This window comes from Commensalibacter sp. W6292M3 (genome assembly GCF_016101315.1).
GTDB classification, from domain to species: domain Bacteria; phylum Pseudomonadota; class Alphaproteobacteria; order Acetobacterales; family Acetobacteraceae; genus Commensalibacter; species Commensalibacter melissae.
In genome coordinates, this window is sequence record NZ_JACFQT010000003.1 from 154076 (window position 1) to 176644 (window position 22569).

A 22569-nucleotide genomic window follows, 5' to 3' on the forward strand; every position below is an offset into this window, starting at 1 on the left:
GTTTATTTAAAATCGTTCTTTTTATGCAATATTAAAGGTAAAGATCAGCTTGTTTAGATTGTCTGTATCAACGCGTGAAAAAATAAAAGATTTAGTTTTTCATCAGCAAAATCGTATAAATCACCATTCTATTGAAACTGTTAAGATTGAAAAAACGATTGGATGTTATGGCAGCCCGCGATGGAAGAATATTCAGGAATTTACAAACAATCAATCATATCCTTTTTTGCGCTGGAAACATCCAGCCGAGACAATTTACCGTTATCATCTGAAAGATATAACCCTCGATGTTTATCATATGGTATATTTCAAACAAAACCGGGTAATCACCAACAGTAATTATTACTTATCGGAAAATTTGCTCAATTCCATCCACATTCAATCGGATAAACTGATTGATGCGCGAGATCAGGGAGCTGTATTCTGTTGTTCTGATCATTGGGAAAACAATTATTTTCATTGGATGATGCATGCCATTCCAGCTTATTATGCGGCAATGCAATCAGGAATAAAAGCCAAATTTCTTTTGCCTTACCCATTGATGTTATGGCGTAAACGCAGTTTGGAATTGCTGGGACTTGACTTATCCATGTGTTATCCCATTGAAAAGGAAAAACAATATAGATTTTCAGAATTTTATTATTTTGATTATCTCTCACAAAAATTTGGCTATTCCTGTTCAAAGCTTTCTGAGCAGGCATATGTCAAAATGAAACAGAATGCTGTTGTATCTATTCAGTCAATAGCGAAATATGACAAGATATATATTAGTCGCGTAAATAAGAATAATCGGCATTTACCTAATGAGGAAAAGCTTGTTGAAGCATTGGAGAAAAGAGGATATTTTATTTTAAATCCTGAATTATACAGTCTAGATGAACAAATCATGCTTTTTCATTATGCAAAAATTGTGGTTGGTTTGTTGGGTGCAGGTTTATCAAATATCGTTTTCTGTCAAAAAGACACATTGATTTATGAATTGATTCCAAGTCATCATATCAATCCATGTTTTCTGGTCTTGTCTTTACAAAGCCGATTGCGTTATTGGGCCGATCAATTTGACAGTGGTGTTGATCATGGGGCGCCAGATCATCTTAGTGCCTGGGAAAAACCAATTGATGTAGCATTTGTCATGAAAAGGCTTGATGAACTTGAACCTTATATGCGTTCTGTTGATAATGCAGTTGTTAAATAACGTAATCAATAGGGGGAAGACTTAAATCCATTGATACTCCAGGTAAATCTTTATGACGTACCCCGATTTGTCGGGCAGGGTTGCCAACTACGGTTGTGTAAGGTTTGACTGCTTCTAAAACAATTGACCCTGCACCAATCTTGGCTCCCTCTCCAATTTCCACATTTCCCAATACTTTTGCACCTGCACCGATTAAGACTCCCCGACGGATTTTGGGATGACGGTCTTTTTCATCTTTGCCCGTTCCCCCAAGGGTAACTTCTTGTAATATTGAAACGTCATCTTCTACAACAGCGGTTTCTCCAATAATAACAGAAGTGGCGTGATCTATCATGATTCGCTGTCCCAGACGGGCGGCAGGATGTATATCAACCCCAAACACTTCCGAAATACGGCTTTGTAAATGAAGTGCAAGATAGCGTCTTTGATTATGCCATAGCCAATGGGAAATGCGGTGGGCCTGAATGGAGTGGAATCCCTTGAAAAATAGAAATGGTGTAATTAAATCGGAGCATGCTGCGTCTCTCATCATAACCGCGATCAAATCGGCTGCAGCTATGGAAATGAGAGGCGGATTGGTTCTGTACACCTGTTTGATTAAATCAGTTAATGCCTGATAGGGGATGGAGGCATCCTCTAATTTGCGTCCTATCATACAAGTCAGGGCGGTTTTGAAATCATGATGGCTGTGAATGCATGTATCAAAAAAACTGGATAATAAAGGATCACAACATCCATTGCTTTCTTGAACCATTTTTTCCCATAAGGCTTGAAGGTTTATTTCGTGGCTGTCGGGGCCGCTCGCTAATAGGTTATTCGGATCATTCATTGCGTTTTGAGTAGGTGCAATTGGATGAAGAGATTGACCAAATTTTTTTTTCATCATGCCCTCATGCAAATTTATCAGTATCCTTAGGGAGAAATGTGACTTTGGTTAACAAGACATATAAGGAAACTATATTTTTATTCAAATGACCAGATTTTTTTTACATGTAAAAAAAATCATATAATTTTTTTTGCAAAGGATTGTGCTTTGTCTAACAATGTTTAATAGTTGAATAAGGACTAAAACAATAAGATTTCATTCTATGTATCATAAGCATAAACTATTGATTTGATAGAATAAAGTGGGTTTTACTTGGATTGTACGGGAATAGTTTCCAATGAAATGTAAAAATAAAAATTTTCTGAATATTCAAAAAATTTTTCTGTATCTGATGTGTATAGTTGGATTAATTCCAGACTCTGCATTAGGGGCTTTGCCAGTGATGCCTGTTTTGGATAGTGGTGATACGGCATGGATGTTAATCAGCAGTGCATTGGTTTTATTAATGACAATTCCAGGATTGGCCTTATTTTATGCAGGGATGGTTCGCAAGAAAAATGTTCTTGCAACAATGATGCAATCCTTTGCTATATGTTGTCTTGTTACTTTAATATGGATAACAGTGGGATACAGTCTTGTATTTACGACAGGGAATTCTTTTATTGGTAATTTATCACAATTTATGTTGAATGGAATTCTTGGTAACTATCACATGGGTGTTGATAAGGGGTTCATATTAGGAGCCAATGGAAACAATCCTGTCATTATGACTATCCCACAAAGTGTTTATGTTATGTTTCAAATGACATTTATCATTATTTCTGTGGCAATTTTGGTTGGATCGGTTGCAGAACGTATAAAATTTTCTGCCCTATGTATATTTTGCATATTATGGGCATTATTTTCCTATGTTCCTGTTGCATATTGGGTTTGGAATCCGACGGGCTGGTTGGCCAATCTAGGAGCAATTGATTTTGCAGGTGGAACAGTTGTTCATATTAATGCCGGTATTGCTGGTTTAATATGTGCTCTGGTTGCAGGAAAACGGTTAGGGTATGGTCGAAGTGATTTGGCACCGCATAATGTAGGTTATGCTGTTATGGGCGCTTCCCTATTATGGGTTGGGTGGTTTGGTTTTAATGGAGGATCTGCCTTGGGTGCAAATGGTCGAGCAGCCATGGCGGTACTTGTAACACAGATTGCTGCCGCTGCTGGTGGTATTGGCTGGATGTCGATCGAATGGACTATTCGAAAAAAACCAACAGTACTTGGTATTGTTTCTGGAGCAGTGGCTGGCTTGGTAGTCATTACCCCAGCAGCTGGTTTTGTAATGCCTGGCCCGGCCTTATTGATGGGATTTCTAGGCGGGTTGATTTGTTTTTGGAGTTGTTCTTATTTAAAACGAAAATTGGGATATGATGATTCTCTTGATGCTTTTGGTATTCATGGAATGGGGGGAATTATCGGGGCAATTTTAACCGGTGTTTTTGCCTTTAGTCCATTGTCCGCTACAGAGACAGATCCAGTGGGTATTAGTGCATCTTTGCATCTTGTTATTGCCCAGATTGAGGCAGTTGCTGTCACAATAATCTGGAGCAGTCTTGTTTCATTTGTTTTATTGAAAATTATTGATTGTTTGATTGGATTGCGTGTGGATACAGATTCAGAAAGGCAAGGGTTGGATATGGTTTTACATAATGAACAGATAAATTGAATATTAGTAATTATTTTTGTTTACAATTTTTAACAAAAAGCGCTTTAATACTATTGGTTTAAGAATATTAAACCTTTTATTTATGTAAGGGTATTATAAATGATAAAATCCATAGTTGCGCGCTTTCCTGTTATAGGTGCCGGTTTAGCTATTACCTCTTTTGTCGGAACCTCTTTGCTGGTAAATAATGCTGTCCATGCTGTTACATCCAAAGAATGTCATCAGCAGTTTACGGCAGCTAAAAAAGCTGGAACCGTCAAAGAAAAAACGTTTAGAGAATTCAAGGCAGCTAATTGTAAAGATGAAAAATCTGTCAAAGATGAAATGCATCAGCAAGATGCGAAAAAATCTGATACATCCCAGAATAATGCTTCTTCTAAATCTCCAGCTAAACAAGATGCTACAGCATCAAGTATAGCAGCAGGTGATGCAGTTTTTCCAAACGCGGTTGATAGTAAATATTCAAATGAGAAAGAAGGTACTGCTCGGATGCACACCTGTTTGGATCAATATAAAGCGAACAAAGCCGATAATAAGAATGGCAATTTGAAATGGATTCAAAAAGGCGGCGGTTATTATAGTGATTGTATGAAACATTTTAAATCTGGTTCAGCACAATAATTTTTCCACAGTTTATAAAAGCCTGTTTTTTTAATTAGAACAGGCTTTTTATATTTAAATAAAAAATATTCCTACTGATAAATTGAAACTTTGGGTTATCTGGTAATATTAAATTATTGAAATAAATTGTAACAGGGTTAATTTCCTAGTTTTCTAATTGTATTATAACCAAACTGATTAATATATAAAATTATGTTCTTTTAAAAAACCGTATCAGGAATTATCTTTTGAATTGAAGGTTTATGATGTTTTATGTTGTTGGTGTCTGTGAATAAGCTCTTGTCTTTCAACAATTTCAATTTTTCCAGATTGTGCATTTTCAACATCCATTACAATAACATAATCACAATGCGCAACTGTTGCAGGCCGGTGTGCCACAATAATGCGTGTTATATTCATTTCATCTAGTATTGTCGCAATATGGGCTTCTGTTGGTTCATCCAGACTGCTGGTTGCTTCATCTAAAAATAGGATTGCTGGTTGGCGATATAAAGCTCTGGCTAAAATAACCCTTTGTTTTTGTCCTCCTGACAAGGAACTTCCCATATCACCAACAAATGTTTCAAATTTCATGGGCATTGCCATTATATCTTGTAAAATTGCAGCTTTCTGGGCACATTCAATAATTTTTTCCTGATCAGGTTTATCATCAAACCCGCAAATATTATCTGCAATTGAACCAGAAAACAGTCCATCATCCTGTAAAACACCAGCAATTTCTTGTCGGTAATTGTCTAGAGATTCTTTTAATATATTTCGACCGTTAAAGTAGATATCACCTTTCTCTGGATGGGTTAAACCCATCATTGTTTTTAAAATTGTTGACTTTCCACATCCTGATGCGCCTACAATAGCAATACTTTTACCCTTTGGAATTTTCAGGTTTATGTTACGAAATATCCAAGGTTCAGCAGGAGAGTATCTAAAACCCAAATTTTTACACACAAGATGGTTTTGATCATTAATATGAAGTTGTTCCGTCAATCTGTTATTATTCGATATAGATATTATAGCATTTTCTTCACTTTCTGTAGGTGTTAAGACTATATCTGAAATACGATCACTCTGGATAGAAAGCATTTTTAGTTTGAAGGCGGCACCGATAAGATTGCCTATGCGTCCGGTGAATTGGTCTTTGTAGGATAGAAAGGCAACCAGCATTCCAACTGTCATTTTATTATCCATGACGTAATGTGCCCCGATTACCAACATTATTAATCTGTCAATAGCGAAGATGGAATCATTTATACGTCCAAAAATAAGGTCATAACGTTGTGTTTTTAATCCGACATTGATTGCATCAACCAATAAATTTAACCAGCGTGCACGTCTTCGCTCCCGCAATCCAAGTAACTTGATACTTGCCATACCTCTCAAGGTTTCAATAAGATGTGAATCCTTTTTAGCATTATAGACAATACCCTCTTCAGAGGCTTGCTTGTAAGGGCGATAAGCCATAAGACGGCTTATACCGTCAAGGATTACAGCAATTAATGTTACAAGTGCCAGCCATTTACCATAGATGATTAGCATTACAAACATACCAATTGCCATTAAACCATCCATGACTGCTTGTACCATATCAGTTGTAATGGTTTGTTGAATAATACCTAATGAACCGAAACGGGATAATATATCTCCAACATGTCTTTTCAAGAAATAATCCAGCGGTAATTTGGATAAATGTTCAAAAAGACTGGCGTTCCATTGAACAGATACACGGGTGCTGAAAAGCATGACCATCCATGTTCGGGCTGTGGAAATAAGCATTTGCAGCAAAATAAGAATGGCAATTCCAACTGTGATTGTTGTTAGCAAGCCGTTATCCAAAGTCACAATGACTTCATCAATAATGACTTGCGAGGCCATAGGCATGACAATTGAAATAGCTTCCAACCCAAGGGATGTTAATAAAAGATAAAACAGGGTTGTTTTAAGACCGTCTGTTTTTCTGAAAAGATCACGTAAATGAAGATTGTTGCGCTCATCTTTTCGGGTAAAATTTTGGTCTGGAGCAATCTCAAGTGCCACTCCTGTAAATTCATTATTGATTTCACCCCAAAGTACCTTACGTTTTCCACGGGCGGGATCATTAATCATAATTCCATTGGTTTTTACATCTGTTAACACGACAAAATGGTTTAAACTCCAATGAAGAATGCAAGGTAAACGTAATTTGTTTAGTTCTTCCATTTCCAAACGCAAAGGACGTGTTGTCAAGTTATTCCGTTGCGCAATATCAATAATATTCTGTAGGGTAATTCCCTTGATAGAAATAGATTCTCTTTGTCTAAATGTTGTTACATCAATATAATTTCCATAATAACTCATAATCATGGCAAGACATGCCAGGCCACATTCGGAAGCTTCCACTTGTAAAATTACGGGAACAGTTTGGCGAAAACCAAAATTTAGTCTTTTCAATGTATTAATCATGAGTTCGGTTTCGTTAATCTTGTTTTAATAGTATCGTTAACCTCAATAATGGGTTGGAACATCCATTGATAAAGGCGACGATAATCAACGGCAATATCAGCTTCAACTTGCATTCCGGGCTGCAAAAAATATTTTTTATTGGGATAAGCTGCAATGAAGTTTTTTTCAGGTTTTACCCGAATTCTATAAAAGTTACGATCAATCTTACTGTTTGGACCAATTATTTCATTTTTTAAATTGGGATTGCTGTCTTTACCCATTATATCCGATGTAACTGGTGTATAAGTAATTTCGGTAACAGTCCCGTTGTATAGACCAAATTTTTGATATGGAAATGCTGCATAACGTAAGATAACATTGCTATTTTTCTTTAAAAGTCCCACGGCTGAACTAGGAACATAAAGTTCAGCTTCGATTGCTTGACCTTCTGGAACTATACTTGTTAAGGCGGAATCTTGTGAAACTTGCTGACCGATATATCCCCGAAGCGCTGTTATGGTTCCATTTATGGGGGCTGTAACGAAAATAGTTTGATTACGTTCTCCCAGTATGATTTTCTGATCAATATCATTTATGCTTTTTTTAATTTCATTGAGATCATGTTGGTAATTGGTATCGTACAGTTGATATTTTGATGCATTTTCTAATATTTGGCCTTCAATCGATGTTTGATTTTGTAAGAACTGTGCATGAGTACCTAGAATTTGGGCATATGTATATAATTGATTCTGATATTCCTGATTTGTTGCCAAAGACATTTTCTTGGCTTTTTCAATCATCAGTAACGATTGTTGGACCAAGGGGATTATTTGATTGTCATTTTCGATTTGCTGGGTAACTTTGTCATGCTGTTTGTAAAGATTAGAGAGTGTTTCTTTAATATTGTTTTTTTCAATGGGAGCGGCCTTTTCTTTGAGTGCAAGCTGTTTTTCAAGAATATTTTTTTGTTTTTTCAACAAGTTATTAGTTAATTGTTGTGTGGGTCCATTGATAGAGGTGTTTTCGAGACTTATCGTGAATAATTTATCGCCTTTATGAACAAATTGGCCCTCTATAACGTTTTTTTCAATAACAATGCCATTTGTTCTTGATCCTATAGTGATTAACCCTTCTGTAGGCATAATGCTGCCGGAAGCATGTATACGACGCGTATAACCACCGAAAATAGTGTATAATATGATAATAATGACACAAATGAATGAGATAATCGCGATGATTTTTATGGGAATAGGTTGTACATCCTGTACGCGACCTAACCATGTATCTCGTTTTGCTTCTAAAACTTCATGCCTGAAAAGAGAATTCATGGATAATAATCTTGATAGATTAAATAAATTTTGTAAGAATATTGAGAAACATTACTTCAATCATAAATGTTTATGATTGAAGTATCATATATTCTCTAAAGATTTTTTATATTTATATTAATTTAGGTGAATCAATTTACACGATAAAAACAACTTATTTTAAATAATATAATGAATAGTTGCAGGAAAATATCATTATGTATGTTGAAACTAATGGAAGAGATTAGAAATTCCCTGCGATATTCCATTAATAATTCCAACTGTACCTAATCCTATCCCAGAAATTGCATTATTAACATTGCTACTTATATCGGCGGCATTTTTTGATTTGGCTGCGTCAACAATAGATCCAATACCACTTCCAAGTTTACTTCCGGCATTTGCTTCATTGTTGGTTTTAATTCCTGTTAAGCTACCATAAAGATTATCGACAATTCCTCCAATTGAAGCGCCTATGAAAGAGCCTATTAAAGCGGAAGAAACGGGAAGTGTAATATTGCCCCCGATAATATCACCCAAAAAAGATCCACCTGATACGCTATTGATTTCATGTGATGTAATTTCTCGCATTTTAATATTCCTGAATAGAAGGGGTTATAATTTATTTCAATAACCTATCATCAAATTATTAACATATCAAATCAAATATACAATTGTATTTTATTAATAATACTTAATCTTTGAAAAAGTTAAACTATAATTGCATTCTTATTAGAAGTTTGTTAATTTTTATTAAAATGGATTTCCCGTGACTTTTTGAGGAGTTCCTGTTTAACTTGTTTAAGTTTTTCTCTGAATTCTTGATTTGCATGTAAACGGGCGACGACTTCAGCTCCGATCAATCGGCCTGCGTCCACATCGCTTTGCCAGTGCGCACCACATATAACGCGACTTTGTCCGAATTCATAACCTTCCTTCAATATCTGGTCTTGTTTATCTGGAAAAATTTCGGATAGAAATAAGGCGGCGGACCATCCAAAAGCTGCGTGACCTGAGGGGTATGAACCATCTTTGCTAAGTAGCTCCTCATCCTCTGGAGTGCAGCTGTGCGTATGATAATACATAAAGGGACGAATTCTTTGATAGTGTTTTTTCGCTTTATCAGTTCCAAAATTACCGCTCATGATTAACAGATCCTCTAAAAAATCTTGAGTGATAGGGGTATTTTTCTTGGATATTTCAATACCGATGGTTTTAGAAAAGTTCTTTCCGATTGTTCCTTTAAAAATAGCGGCTTCTTCAATGGCTTGGTTCCATCGAGATGTGTTTATAAGTTTGCGTGTATTGAGATATATTTCTTTATCAATTGCGAATAGTTGACTATTTCTATCTGGTGGGGGCGGTAAAAGTTTCAAACTATTTGCGAATTGATCAGTATGCAAGGGTAATTTTTTTGATTTAGTAAATAGTCTTTTAATTTCATCTTTTTGTAAATTGCTGGATTGTCCAGTTAAGGGGAATATTAGAATATTTATTAATAATGTAAGAATAATTGTTTTTTTATAATTCATTGGTCTCTATTTATTTGTTATAAAAAAATTAAAGGTAATATATTAAGTAAATTTATCACATGTTTTATGTTTTTATTATATTTATTATTCATGATAGTTTTGATGAATATGTATGGTATTTAAAATTATGGATTGCTTTGTTATAAAAATTAAATATTATTAATATTTTTGTTTTGAAATGATTATAAGGAAAACGTTTTTTTAAAATAAATATTCACAGAGTTGAATATCGTTACTTATTTTTATAAATAATATTTTTTAAGGAATAGTTAATATAAAGAATTATCAGAGCTCACCATAATCAATTAGTTTATGATGTTTAATTTAAATTAATAAATTTAAGACTTTAAATACATTTTACGTAAAAAATTTTAAACAGTTTTTATCGCTTGCTTATGTAATAAAAACAGTATGGATAATGATATATGAAAAAAATAGATCTTATTAATATTGGTCTTTTAATGTACCCTAATGTTCAACAAGGAGCCATTTTCGGTTTAATTGATTTTTTTTCTGTAGCAAATCAGTTGGTCAAGGAGAATTGGAATTCTAATCTTCCCATACCTCAAATTAAAATTGTAAAAATTGATAAGCCAACAGTGAATTTTGACCTGCCTTCATTTATTGTTAAAAAAAATGACTTGAATTTTTCTGTTATTATTGTCCCTCCTTGTACAGATGAATGTCCATCTGGAAGTAAATATAATACGCATATTAATTTTTTAAAACATTCCTTGAAACAACCTTGTACAATTGCCTCTATTGGCAATGGCATTTTTTTATTGGCAGAGACTGGACTATTGGATGGTTATACAGTAACGACTCATTGGCAGTTAAAACATCGATTTAAAAACCAGTTTCCAAATATCTATACTGATTTTGATTCTATGGTCATTGAGGAAAGAAATATTATTACGACGGCAGGTTCATTATCTTGGATAGATCTTGGGTTGGAATTGGTGAAAAAATTTTTCGGTTCCATAGTGATGGCTGAAGTTGCACGATTTTTTTTGGTCCAACCGGCAAGACGTGCACAAAGTTATTTTAATATTTTTTCACCTAATTTAACGCATGGAGATATTCCAATAATTAAGGGACAAAAATGGATATCTAATCAAAAGAATATGAATATTACATTGAAACAGTTATCGAAAGTAACAGGATTGGAAATACGGACATTGCAGAGGCGTTTTATTAAAGCCACGGGAATGACTGTTACAGAATATATTCAACATCATCGAATTTGCCGCGCTCAATTTTTATTACAATTTTCAAAAAAATTGATTGATGAGATAGGAATCGAATGTGGCTATAAAGATTTAAATGCGTTTCGGAAGATATTTACAAAAATAGTAGGATTATCTCCCAGTCTTTATCGTCGGAATTTTACCGTTTAAAAATTTTTAATATTATGTTGAAAGTAAAATTGTTTTAAGTACAACAACAATTAATTTTATTAAATATAAATAAAAGTCAAGTAGATGTATAACAATAGGTAACATTTTAATGAGGTGATGAAATAATCATTGAAATAACCTAAAAAAAATTATAAATATATTTTATTAGAAAATTAATAAGCACATTCTTTTTTTAGTTAATATATTTTTACAATAATTTTTAATAATACTTTTAATTACTGGTTTTCCCTTAATTATGTAAATTCATAATTAAGGGAATATAAAAAACAATTAATAATATTAAACTAATATTTTACTTTTATTACATGGTCTAATATTACTAATCATTATTTTAAAATAATGATTTTTTTATTCTATAAAAATTTAATTGATATTATTAGATAATATTTTAAGCAAATAATTATGGAAAATCCTCGAGCTAGAAAAATTAAATTTTTAAAAAAACATAAGTTGCCATTAGAAATAATGATTTTAATAATGAACAAAGCTTTGGAGGAAAAAAAATATGAAACAGCTTTGGAAATTGCATATAAGACAGCACCGTATTGTCATCCAAAATTGAATGATGCAAAAGTAGAAATGACACAAATCAAAACATTAGAAGATATGTCTGAAGAAGAACTAAAAAACTTTATTGGCGAGGTCGCGTTAAAATAGTTTTATTATAAAATTATTAAAATTAATAAATGATGCAACCTTGATGAAGCAATTCTATCAAGGTTGCATAAAGGCTCTTATCTGCCAAAATGATCAACAAAACTATATTTCTCAGCAAAATAGTTGTGAATATTTTTTCCGATTGTGGCCCAATTATCACCGTTTTCTAATCCGGTTTTAATGATATTAAGTTTTGCCAAGCCATCAGCTTTACCATTATGAGGAGGATTAATAACTCTATCATGATGATTATTATGCTGTTGATTATTGTTATGATGTTGATGGTTATTATTGTGACCATGACCACCAGCAACTTTTGACAATTCGTTTGTTTGTAAAATTTTCATTTGTCTATACCTTTATAAAAAATTAATAACTTCAAAACCTTAAGGTAATTTTTAATATAATACTTTTTTCTGAATGAATCAAATTTCGGTTATATAATAATTACGATTATATGATAAAATTTTTGTTAGGTGTAAAAATATAATTTATGATTTTGCTACAAAAAGCAAAAAAATTAGCCATTGAAGAACTAAAAAAACGTCATGATGCGCGTCATTATCTTTCGGCATTTACAATTTATACAAAACCGGATTATCGTGCCGGTCTTCATCTGAATTTATTATGTAAAAAACTTGAAGCAGTTGAACGTGGTGAAGTTAAAAGACTGATGGTTTTTATGCCACCGCGCCATGGAAAAAGTGAATTAATTTCAAAACGTTTTCCTGCCTGGTTTTTAGGGCGCAATCCTACAAAACAAGTCATTACAGCCAGCTATTCAGCTAAACTAGCAGATAAATTTGGTCGTGATGTTCGTAATTTAGTGACATCAAAATATTATCGAAATATTTTTTCTGATGTTGCTCTTTCAATTGATAGCAAAGCAAAGGATTTATGGGAAACCAATCATGGGGGTGTGTTTTTAACAGCCGGTATTGGTGGAAGCATGACAGGTTATGGAGGACATCTTGCTATCATTGATGATCCTGTAAAAGATAGACATGAAGCTGAAAGTCAAATAATGCGTGATAATGTCTGGGATTGGTATAAGTCTGTATTGAGAACACGAATTATGCCTGGTGGGGCCATTATTATTGTTCAGACTCGTTGGCATGTTGATGATTTGGCGGGAAGGTTATTATCACAGATGAAAAATGATACAGGTGAAAAATGGGAGGTTATTAATTTACCAGCTATTGCAAATGAAAATGATGTTTTAGGACGGAAAAAAGGTGAGCCTTTATGGCCTGAAGCGTATGATAGAAATGAGCTTGAACAGATTCGAAAGGCAGTGGGTGAACGAGACTGGTTTGCTTTGTATCAAGGTGAACCAACGCTATCAACTGGATCAATTTTCAAAGTCAATATGCTAAATATTATTGATGCAGCACCAAAACCAGTCCAGGTTGTCAGACGTTGGGATTTTGCTGCTTCCAGAGATATTGGCAAATATGATCCTGATTGGACCGTGGGGGTAAAGATGCAACGGAATGTAGATAGTGGATATACAGTGCTTGATGTTGTGCGACTTCGTGGTTTGCCAGATGAAGTTATTAAGACTGTCAAGGCTGTCGCCAGTCAGGATGGTTTTGATGTTAAAATTGTAATTCCACAGGATCCTGGACAGGCGGGTGTGGCTCAGGTGCAATATTACCTCAAAATGCTTGCCGGGTATAAAATAAAAGCAATACGGGAAACGGGGAATAAAATTGCCAGAGCTGACCCATTTGCATCACAGGTTAACATAGGAAATGTATCTTTATTGAGAGCTAATTGGAACAGATCATATTTAGATGAACTTTCTGACTTTCCTAATGGTTCACATGATGATCAGGTTGATGCTTCTTCTGGCGCTTTTGAAGCTATTTCATTACAAAGAAAATTACCGAAAATGCCAAATTGGCAAGGAATTATGAATATTTAATTAAATTTCGTATTGATAATTAAATAAAACAGCGGAATAGCCTATAAAGCTATTCCGCTTTAATGAACTAAAATATTTAAATGATTTAAATAACTATGATTAATAAAATTATAAAATAATCTTAATTGAAATAGTCAATGATTTTAATAACATATAATTAAACATTACTGATTTCAATTATTTTAAGACCTTAAAAAAATCACAATTTTGTTATAAGCGGTAATATAATGTTAAATTTTTAAAACCAATTTAGCATAGTTACATTTTATATAAATTAGATTTAAATTTTTAAAAACAACAAAACCGATAGTTGAACAGCGTATTAAACTTTCAATCGAGATATTTAATAATGAAAGATAAATTCGGTTATGGTGAAAAAAACCAAATTAAGGAATATTAATATTCCTAGACAAAATCCAGAATTTTTTGGAAACAAACAGGATATATACATACCATATCAAGCTCCAGAGGGAGTGGTTGGCGATTCTTATAATTCTGTAACTGTTAGCGACAGCTTGTTTTTTAATCAATTTCATAATTTCAATGTTGGAAATTGTCCGACGACGACATTATTTGAAGAGGGAATTGGATTTCCCGGATATCCATATCTGGCACAATTATCCTTACGTGGTGAATATAGAATAATTATTGAAACGAGAGCAGAAGAGGCTACAAGAGAATGGATAAGGTTTAAACATATTAAAAAGGAAGGGTATAATTCATCCATTATAAATAAAATAAAAGCGGAATTTAAGCGTTTAAATATTCAAGATTTAATTAAAAAATCATTATGTACGGAAGGTTATTTTGGGCTGGTACATCTTTATATTGATTTAGAAACGGCTAATCATGATGATGAGGAAAAACAGGTTCCTTTATACCTAACTTCAAAAAAAATTAAAAAAGGTGAGCTGCGTGGGTTCAAGCTTATTGACCCGACTTGGGTAACCCCTGTTTCATATGATACAATAGATCCTTTTACAGAAGATTTTTATAAGCCTTCGATGTGGTGGGTATTGGGAAAACAAATTCATGCCAGCAGGTTGATTACAATCATTTCTCAACCAGTTCCTGATATTTTGAAACCAGCTTATAATTTTGGTGGGGTTCCATTTGCTTTTATGGCCAAACCTTATGTTGATAACTGGTTAAGGACGCGACAATCAGTATCGGATTTAATCAAGTCTTTTTCAACTATGGTTTTGAAAACGGATTTATCTCAGTTATTAAGTCCTAGTTGCGAAGAATTGACGCAAAGAGCTGCCTTAATGGCGGCTTACCGTGACAATCGTGGTTTGCAGATTGTAGATAAAGAAACAGAAGAACTTACAAATGTTGCTACACCCTTGACTGGATTGGCACAATTACAAGCTCAGGCTCAGGAACACATGGCCGCAATTTCAGGTATTCCTTTGGTAAAATTATTAGGTATAACACCATCAGGTTTGAATGCATCTTCCGATGGAGAAATACGTTGTTTTTACGATAGAATTGCCGCTTTTCAGGAAACGGTTTTACGTCAACCATTGCAGAAAATTCTTGAAATTGTTCAACTGCATTTATTTGGAAAAATAGATCCAGATATCACTTTTGATTTTAATTCCTTGTGGCAATTGGACGAATTGCAGCAATCTCAAGTTAATATGAACATAGCAAAAACGATGTGTGATTATGTTTCCAATAATATTTTAAGCCTTTCTCAAATAAAAGACTTATTAGAAAATGAAGATCAATCAGCTCTATTTTCTTTTATAAATTTTAAAAAATAGGTTTTATATAAAAAATATTAGGTGCAGTAAAATGTTCATGAATATCAAAAGTTGTATAAATCTACATTTTTTATTTTATAAGTTTTTAACCAAAAAAACCTTTTGATATCAAATATATAGGTAAAATTATGGGTAATTTATGGAACCGAACCTTGGCTTTTGATGCAAAAACAATGCGTTTTGAGGACTGGAACGGACATTTACGTGTAAAAAAAACAAATTTAACCAAGGCTAATATATGTGAGTATTATGGATTCGAGATAAAAAATCATATGAAATATGGTTTGGAACCAGAACGTAAATATCGTTTTCTTCGATCACCAGATGCTTTAAAAAAAGCGGTCTTTTCTTTTAAAGAACGTCCCATTCTTTACGTGCATAAAGCTGCAGATGCGGATCAGCTTGATAATTCAAAAGTCATTGGAACGACGGGTTCAGACCCGTCTTTTTCTTATCCTTATATTCAGGCTTCAATTACGATTTGGGACGGGGATTATATACAGGCAATTAAAAACAATACACAGGCTGAATTATCTGCTTCCTACGCTTTTACACCTGTAATGGAGACCGGAATGTTTGAAAATGAGCCTTATGACGGAATGATGACGGATATTAATGTGGATCATATTGCTTTGGTTGAACAAGGTCGTGCAGGACATGATGTTAGAGTTGCAGATGAAAGGTTGAACATACAAATGTCAAAACTTAATAATTTAGGGCAGAAATTAGCTTTAGTCCTTGCTGATTTTTTAAATCAGTCAAAATCTGATAAAGCCAATTATACACAAATTACAGATGCGGTTGCCTCTGTTAGTGGTGCACGTCGCAAATATATTGGAAAGTTATTGAGAGCGGTCCTTTCTGATTGTTCTATGGCAAAAGATTGTAAAGATGGGCAACAGGCAGAAAAAGTTGTTGGTCTTGTTCATAAGATATTATCTGAAAATGATCAGAATTCATCGGTAAATGATGATGATTCAATTGATACTATATCGACCTCAGATGATGATATGAATGCATCAGGTGGTTTTGATGTTGAGGATAGCTTAATTAAAAAAACAGGACTTAAAACCCAAGCTTATGATGCAGTTTCCCTAGAACGATTAATAGAACGTCGGATCATGACAAAAACTAAACAGGCCCAAGAAGCCAGAATTCTGGTAAAACCCTTGGTTGGTGAATGGGCTGGTACAGAAGATAGCGGGGAGGTAATTCTACGAACGGTGTTAAGTGAAGTTACAGGAAAAAATCCTCCAGAAAACATGGGATACGACCAGTTAAAATATACTGTTGATATGATGCTTGCACATAAACAACAAATCAGGGCCAATGATGCTGGATATATTCGTTCCAAAGAACAGCATCGTTTTGGTGTTACACGATTACGGAGTATTTAATTATGTCTTTTCAAAATAAAGTTAACTTGAACCCTGCCCAAGGTTGGCATGGTGATTTTGCGTCTGTAAATCCACGGGTCAGTTTATTGGGTAAAGATGGGGCCTTTCAGGTTGGAGCAACAGCAATTGAGGCTGGTTCCTTTGTATGGACTGATGAACGGGAAGGATTGATTAGCAATAAAGGAAATGCAAGTCCAATTGGTTTTGTCGGACGCGAATGGGCAGGAATCAATCTTCCAGATGCACGAGAAGGAAATATGGAAATTTCTCCGGGAACAATGGTAACTGTTTTCAGTAAGGGGGAATTTATTATTGAATTATCTGAAATGATGTCCCAGGTTCAACAAGGTGAAATGGTCTATGCGTCAAAGGAAACAGGTAAAATTGTTGTATCAGATGACAAAAATGCTGTCGCAACAAATTATAAATATGCTGAAAATGCAAAGGGCGGGGATATTGTCAAAATCTCTGCATGGATTTAAGAGGAACAATTATGACCATTCAAACGAAATCATGGGTACGTGATCGAGCAATTTTGGAAAACCAATTTGGAATTCACTTACCAAATGTTGTTGATTATACAGACAATATAAGAGTAGGGGATAGTTCGACTTCACCTGTAACAAAGGCAAATAATTCCATTCCGGGTCAATTTACGACTTATATAGATCCAAATATTATTGATGTCTTAACGGCCCCATGTAAGGCAGCTTCTATATACGGGGAAGCGAAAAAGGGGGATTGGCTACATGATACAATGATGTTTACAGTCGTTGAACCAGCTGGTGATGTTGCCGCTTATGGAGATTTTAACCAAGCAGGATATAGTGTCCTTAATACCTCATTTCCCCAGCGTCAACAATTTCTGGTCCAAACTTTTGCAGAATGGGGAGATCGTGAAGAAGGTCGGGCTGCTTTATCTAATATTGATATTGCATCACGTAAAAGAATGGCGGCCGCTTTATTATTAAATCATTGGCAGAATCAGTCTTATTTTTTTGGAGTTTCCAACCTGCAAAATTATGGTGCCTTGAATGATCCCGCTTTACTACCTCCGATTGCGCCCACAATAAAAGGTTCTGGCGGTACGGTTTGGGAGAAGGCTTCAGCTAATGAAATTTATGAAGATATTCAGAAGCTGTACAGACAATTACAGGCGCAAACAAAAGGGATGATTAATCTGGACAATGCCGTTAATATGGATAGTCCATTAAAATTGGTCGTATCTAATGAGATTCAACCCTATCTGTTAAAAACAAATGAACATGGGGTAGGGGTTATGGATTTGTTGAAGAAAAATTTCCCTAATCTTACACAAGTCAGTGCACCTCAATTATCGTTAGAAGGTGGTGAATTGATTCAGCTTTTTGTAGAGAATTATCAAGGTATTGACACTATAACCTGTGCTTTTTCTGAAAAATTAAGAAGTCATGGTATTGTTCGTAAAACTTCTTCTATGGAAGAAAAATTGACACAGGGTTCATGGGGGGCAATCATAACACGTCCTATCCTGATTGCGCAAATGATTGGGGTTTAAAATGGCGGAAACAGTCATAGTAGCCTGTAAATTACCTCATGGGATTATTTTAGAAGTAGGAAAAGAAAAAGTTGAGTTAAAAGGCAGCATGCACTTGGGGCGTCCACAGACTCCTTTTTATATGGCATCCCAAATTGTAGGGTTAACAAAAGTTTCAAGAGATTTCTGGGAGGCATGGGTCAAACAACATGAAAATTTTGCGCCCTACCAAAAAGGCTTCATATTTGCTGCAGATAAAAAGAAAAAAGTTTTAGATGAAGCCAAAGAAAAAGAAACATTGATGCATGGTCTTGAACCGATTGATTCTGCTAAAATGCCAAAGTCGCTGGAACAGGTGAAAGCAGGACAGGCAATATGAATTTACAATCTGATCTGAAACATCAGGAATGTGTGTTTGATTGGTCAGATTGGGCGGCAAGTTTTCCGGAATTGGAGAGTTTTTTTCGCCCTGAAACCATTTATAAAATCGCTGAACGAGCTGCCATTTATTTCAATCCAGGAAAATATAGCGTGGTTTGTTGTTTAAAGGAAAAGCGTATTTTAATGAATTTGCTGGTTTCTCATCTGGTCTGTTTGCAAAAAAAAACTGAAAATGGGGATCAGCTTATAGGATCAATTTCATCGGTGACAGAAGGAAGTGTTTCTCTTCATGTAGATACCAAATCTCATGCAAAAAATAAAATTGATCCTTGGTTGGCACAAACACGTTATGGATATGAATTTTGGGCTTTAACAAAAAAATATCGTAGTACTTTTTATACTAAACCCATTCCTGATCCTCGTCTGCGTATCTTTCCATAAGAGGGAATTATGACAAGGGCTAAAAATAACAATTTTGATAACAAGGAAATAAAATCCAGTTTAAAATATTATTTGCCATCATTAGACTTTAATCATTCAGAATATGAAAAGGAAAATCTTCAATTTTATTCTCTAGATCAAGACAATGCTGAAATTGATGAATCGATAGATTTAAGCAAATTTAAATTCAATGATTGCAATGCTGCTGATGATTATATGGATAAATTCTTGGACGATGCCATAGATATTAATGCTCAATCTATATTCGTTTATGATAATACTAAAGAACATAATCTAGATTATATTATTATTGGCTGTAGAATACCCAACGGTTTAGTTATTAAGGTTGATGGTCAAAACATCCTGTTACGAGGTATTCGGGATATGCCAGGTAAAGATAGCAGACGTTTTTTTGGAAATATTGGCTTTACACGTTTGCCAAGGGATTTATGGAATGAATTTTTAAAATGTCATTCTAAATGGTCTCCATTAGTAAATGGGTCTGTTTTTATTGCCAGTTATCAGGATGATTGTTCAGATGCATAGTTTCTAAGTAATTTTAATTGTATTTTGCAATAAAATTAAGATTGATTATCAATTTTACATAAAAATATAATTATTTATAGATAAAATCTATAATTTAATAAGTATATAATTTTTAAATCATCAACATTAGTCTATATAAATTTAAAGGAATAGGATTCTATGAAGCTTCATGATATGGTGCGAAGTATGATTGGAATTGTAAATCCTTCTATTACAGGATCGTTATTTCGTTCAAAAGGTTATATTCTAAAAGGAACTCGACAAGAGGCTGTTTATGAAGATCCTGAACCTATTGAATTGCAAGTTCAATCTTTAAAAGGCGATAAGCTGATTCATGGTCATTATGCCAGTGAACAAAATGAAAAACGTGTGGTTTATGCTAATGGACAACTTTACGGCATAGATCGTGTAAGAGGTGTCGGTGGTGATCTTTTGGAATTTCTGGGGCGACGCTGGTTGGTTGTTCAAAGATTAGAAGAGTGGGAAATGTCTGGCTGGTGTAAGGTTTTGGTCGTAGCTCAACTTGATCAACCTGAAAACGATCAAGGAGAACTGGTTATCTATGCTGATGAATAAAACTTAATACATTTTATTGTTATCATGTCATAAATTATTTGTAATAAAAAAGTTTGTCTAGGGTAATTTATTGGAAATTAAATTGACTTTAATTGTAAGATATATTTGTTCTACTAAAATTTATAAGAAGTATTTGCCCTTGTATCATCAATAATATTTTATTCTGAATAAAATTTATTTTTTCAATATCATATACTTATAATTGCTTTCTAAAATAAAGTTTAATAACCTTGATTATAAAACAATTTAAGCAAGGGGCAATAACATGGATGTAATTGCATTATTTAAAGCGGTTATGGTCGGTTTTTTTAGTTTTATGATAGCTGTCGGTGCTGTTTTATCTGTGGTCTCGGCGATTACGAAACAATCTATTACAATGCCTAAGCATGTAAGAAAATTACCGGCTTTTTTAATGTTTACTGTTATTTTATTGGGAGGTTGGATATTTATTTATTTGGGATTTATCTCCCTGCCGGCAGATAATAGTGTAACGACACAACAAATGATGATGATTTATGCCTATTTGTTTGCCTTAATTCCTTCTGTTGCCTTGATGCTTGCATCTTTCGTTTATTATCTTGATGTAAGAAGTGCGGCAAAAAAAGAAGGAAAATCTTAAAATAATAACAAGTTTTCCAATCTTCATGCAAACAATTGAACCACCTTTTTGGGTGGTTTTTTATTCTTAAACACATTCCAAATTAAAAATTAATTATTTCTCATAAATCATTCAAACATTCGAAGTCCAGGCATGCTTGAACCAAGCCTAAATTGCCTGAAACAGGGAATACTAAAATTGGTGTTCGATAATTTTATAAACCAATCCACTATGATAAGGATTACAAATTAATGTCTATACCATTAAATAATATTGTAAGAATTAATCCAAAGGTTTTATCCGTAGGTAACAAGGGAAATGACCTATTTGGTTTGATGCTTACAAGAAAAGAGAATGTTATTCCTGCGGGGATTACATCCATATTTGAAAATGCTGAAGAAATTGGAAAATTATTTGGTTATGATTCAATGGAATATAACCTGGCAACAGTTTATTTTGCTGGATTTACAGATTCTGATCGTGTTGCAACTCAGCTTTATATGGCTTTATACGCTGAAAACAATACAAGCGCTGGTTTGATTGGCGCAACAATGTCGGCTGTCACTTTGGAAGAGTTAAGATCTTTTAAGGGTGATTTACAGATCGTGGTTGATAATAATGAAAAAAATATAGCTGATCCAGATTTTAGCTTTATCAATAGCTTTAGTGAAGCGGCAACAATTTTGGAAAATTTGTTGGGAGTTTCTGTTGTTTATTCATCTGGAAATCAATCCTTTATTATCACATCCGGATTAACCGGACACAATTCTTATGTAAGTTTTGCAACAGGGCAATTGGCTGATCTATTGAGACTTTCAGAAAATCAAGGGGCCAGTTTATCACCCGCAATTGAATCTCCCACACCATCAAGTGTTATTAATACTTTGAGAAAAGAAAACCTAACTTTTTGTTCCGTTTTTCTGACTTGGGAACCTGATGAGGCAGAAGCTCTAACTTTTGCAAAATGGGCTGATTCTATGAAGGATGATGTATGTGTCATTCTTTCTGATAGTTCAAATAAAGCGATAACGGCCAATACCGGAACTTCATTTGCCGAAAAGGTATACTCAGCAAATTACGAGGGTGTTGTATGTGTTTATAACAGTCTTGAACTTTGTGCTTTTATCGCAGGTTATCCTGCGGCATGGGATCTTGAAAAAACCGATGGACGATATAATGCCGCTTTTCGTCGTAGCAGCTTATTAAAAGCCAATGTAACGAATGAAGACATTGCCTTGGCACTTAAAGCGAATGGTTATAATTTCTATGGCGTGTGGGCATCAGCGTCAAATGATTTTGTCTTTATGATGGAAGGTAAAATTTCAGGACAGTATTTATGGTTGGATAGCTGGTATTGTCAGGTATGGATGCGTCGTTATTTTCAAAATTGTTTTATAAAAACCCTATTAGCCAAAGGACAGATTCCATATAATAATGAAGGTAAGGGAATTTTAAGTGCGGCAATCAAACCCGCAATTGATGATTTTATTAAGTTTGGTGCAATACGTTCTGGTATTTATTTATCTGAAGATCAAACACAAAGTCTTAAACAGGCTGGTCTTAATTTATCTCAAATCAATAATATAACGGCTGTGGGTTATTATCTGAAAATTGATATGGGTAATGTAACACCACAAACCCGCGTTCGTCGTGGTTCGCCTCCCATTAATTTTTGGTATACCGATGGTCAATCCGTTCAACAAATCAACATGAACAGCATAGAGTTACAATAA

The 22569-nt window shown here is 34.1% G+C and carries 22 protein-coding genes; 16 read left to right on the forward strand and 6 right to left on the reverse strand.

The genetic code is table 11. The features are described 5' to 3' along the window. Positions 1-58: 58 nt before the first annotated feature. Positions 59-1195, forward strand: a complete 1137-nt coding sequence (locus H3T57_RS08030; RefSeq protein WP_232349807.1) for a DUF563 domain-containing protein — start codon at positions 59-61, stop codon at positions 1193-1195. Here H3T57_RS08030 and cysE read toward each other — a convergent pair. Continuing rightward, a complete protein-coding gene (gene cysE / locus H3T57_RS08035) occupies positions 1188-2024 on the reverse strand; it encodes a serine O-acetyltransferase (protein ID WP_110439502.1) in 837 nt (278 codons plus the stop codon). The genes H3T57_RS08030 and cysE overlap by 8 nt on opposite strands. 388 nt (positions 2025-2412) lie before the next feature. On the opposite strand from cysE, the gene H3T57_RS08040 reads away from it, so the two are divergent. Together H3T57_RS08040 and H3T57_RS08045 are read left to right on the forward strand one after the other, a co-directional pair. Continuing rightward, positions 2413-3735, forward strand: a complete 1323-nt coding sequence (locus tag H3T57_RS08040) for an ammonium transporter (RefSeq protein WP_198193983.1) — start codon at positions 2413-2415, stop codon at positions 3733-3735. A gap of 99 nt (positions 3736-3834) precedes the next feature. Beyond that, entirely contained in the window at positions 3835-4356 is a 522-nt protein-coding gene (locus H3T57_RS08045) for a hypothetical protein (RefSeq protein ID WP_198193938.1), read from the forward strand. Positions 4357-4596: 240 nt separating this feature from the next. Here H3T57_RS08045 and H3T57_RS08050 read toward each other — a convergent pair whose 3' ends face one another. The 4 genes from H3T57_RS08050 to H3T57_RS08065 form a co-directional block, all read right to left on the reverse strand. Next, positions 4597-6792 (reverse strand): peptidase domain-containing ABC transporter, encoded by a 2196-nt coding sequence (locus H3T57_RS08050; protein ID WP_198193939.1) that lies wholly within the window; start codon positions 6790-6792, stop codon positions 4597-4599. Continuing rightward, positions 6789-8099 (reverse strand): HlyD family efflux transporter periplasmic adaptor subunit, encoded by a 1311-nt coding sequence (locus tag H3T57_RS08055; RefSeq protein ID WP_198193941.1) that lies wholly within the window; start codon positions 8097-8099, stop codon positions 6789-6791. The genes H3T57_RS08050 and H3T57_RS08055 overlap by 4 nt, the downstream gene beginning before the upstream one ends. Positions 8100-8309: 210 nt before the next feature. After that, the gene (locus tag H3T57_RS08060; RefSeq protein WP_198193943.1) at positions 8310-8669 is read right to left on the reverse strand and encodes a hypothetical protein; all 360 of its coding nucleotides are present in this window, start codon (positions 8667-8669) and stop codon (positions 8310-8312) included. A 152-nt stretch (positions 8670-8821) separates the two neighbouring features. Next, on the reverse strand, positions 8822-9610 hold the full coding sequence (locus H3T57_RS08065; protein WP_198193945.1) for a phosphatase PAP2 family protein: 789 nt from the start codon (positions 9608-9610) through the stop codon (positions 8822-8824). Positions 9611-10035: 425 nt separating this feature from the next. Between H3T57_RS08065 and H3T57_RS08070 the strand changes: the two genes are divergently transcribed. Beyond that, positions 10036-11007, forward strand: a complete 972-nt coding sequence (locus H3T57_RS08070; protein ID WP_198193948.1) for a GlxA family transcriptional regulator — start codon at positions 10036-10038, stop codon at positions 11005-11007. Positions 11008-11430: 423 nt separating this feature from the next. Next, a complete protein-coding gene (locus tag H3T57_RS08075) occupies positions 11431-11685 on the forward strand; it encodes a hypothetical protein (protein WP_122123154.1) in 255 nt (84 codons plus the stop codon). 77 nt (positions 11686-11762) lie between these two features. Here the strand turns inward: H3T57_RS08075 and H3T57_RS08080 are convergent, their stop codons facing one another. Beyond that, complete coding sequence (locus H3T57_RS08080; protein WP_155568931.1) at positions 11763-12032, reverse strand: hypothetical protein; 270 nt, start codon at positions 12030-12032, stop codon at positions 11763-11765. Between the two features lie 146 nt (positions 12033-12178). Between H3T57_RS08080 and terL the strand changes: the two genes are divergently transcribed. The 11 genes from terL to H3T57_RS08135 all read left to right on the forward strand — a co-directional run bounded on the left by terL (position 12179) and on the right by H3T57_RS08135 (position 22569). Beyond that, positions 12179-13612: a phage terminase large subunit gene (gene terL, locus H3T57_RS08085; RefSeq protein ID WP_198193950.1), complete on the forward strand. Its 1434-nt coding sequence runs from the start codon at positions 12179-12181 to the stop codon at positions 13610-13612. A 368-nt stretch (positions 13613-13980) separates the two neighbouring features. Further along, complete coding sequence (locus H3T57_RS08090) at positions 13981-15381, forward strand: DUF1073 domain-containing protein (RefSeq protein WP_198193952.1); 1401 nt, start codon at positions 13981-13983, stop codon at positions 15379-15381. Between the two features lie 128 nt (positions 15382-15509). Beyond that, complete coding sequence (locus H3T57_RS08095) at positions 15510-16778, forward strand: DUF2213 domain-containing protein (RefSeq protein WP_198193955.1); 1269 nt, start codon at positions 15510-15512, stop codon at positions 16776-16778. 2 nt (positions 16779-16780) lie between these two features. Beyond that, positions 16781-17260 (forward strand): hypothetical protein, encoded by a 480-nt coding sequence (locus H3T57_RS08100; RefSeq protein WP_155565058.1) that lies wholly within the window; start codon positions 16781-16783, stop codon positions 17258-17260. Between the two features lie 11 nt (positions 17261-17271). Beyond that, positions 17272-18315, forward strand: coding sequence for a major capsid family protein (locus H3T57_RS08105; protein WP_196424473.1), 1044 nt, complete (start codon positions 17272-17274; stop codon positions 18313-18315). A gap of 1 nt (position 18316) precedes the next feature. Continuing rightward, the gene (locus tag H3T57_RS08110) at positions 18317-18673 is read left to right on the forward strand and encodes a hypothetical protein (RefSeq protein ID WP_110439477.1); all 357 of its coding nucleotides are present in this window, start codon (positions 18317-18319) and stop codon (positions 18671-18673) included. Further along, the gene (locus H3T57_RS08115; RefSeq protein WP_110439478.1) at positions 18670-19116 is read left to right on the forward strand and encodes a DUF4054 domain-containing protein; all 447 of its coding nucleotides are present in this window, start codon (positions 18670-18672) and stop codon (positions 19114-19116) included. The genes H3T57_RS08110 and H3T57_RS08115 overlap by 4 nt, the downstream gene beginning before the upstream one ends. A 9-nt stretch (positions 19117-19125) precedes the next feature. Continuing rightward, on the forward strand, positions 19126-19662 hold the full coding sequence (locus H3T57_RS08120; protein ID WP_198193957.1) for a hypothetical protein: 537 nt from the start codon (positions 19126-19128) through the stop codon (positions 19660-19662). Between the two features lie 159 nt (positions 19663-19821). Further along, on the forward strand, positions 19822-20238 hold the full coding sequence (locus H3T57_RS08125) for a hypothetical protein (protein ID WP_155565061.1): 417 nt from the start codon (positions 19822-19824) through the stop codon (positions 20236-20238). 265 nt (positions 20239-20503) lie between these two features. Beyond that, positions 20504-20857 (forward strand): hypothetical protein, encoded by a 354-nt coding sequence (locus tag H3T57_RS08130; protein WP_198193959.1) that lies wholly within the window; start codon positions 20504-20506, stop codon positions 20855-20857. A gap of 230 nt (positions 20858-21087) precedes the next feature. Then, positions 21088-22569, forward strand: coding sequence for a DUF3383 family protein (locus H3T57_RS08135; RefSeq protein WP_198193961.1), 1482 nt, complete (start codon positions 21088-21090; stop codon positions 22567-22569).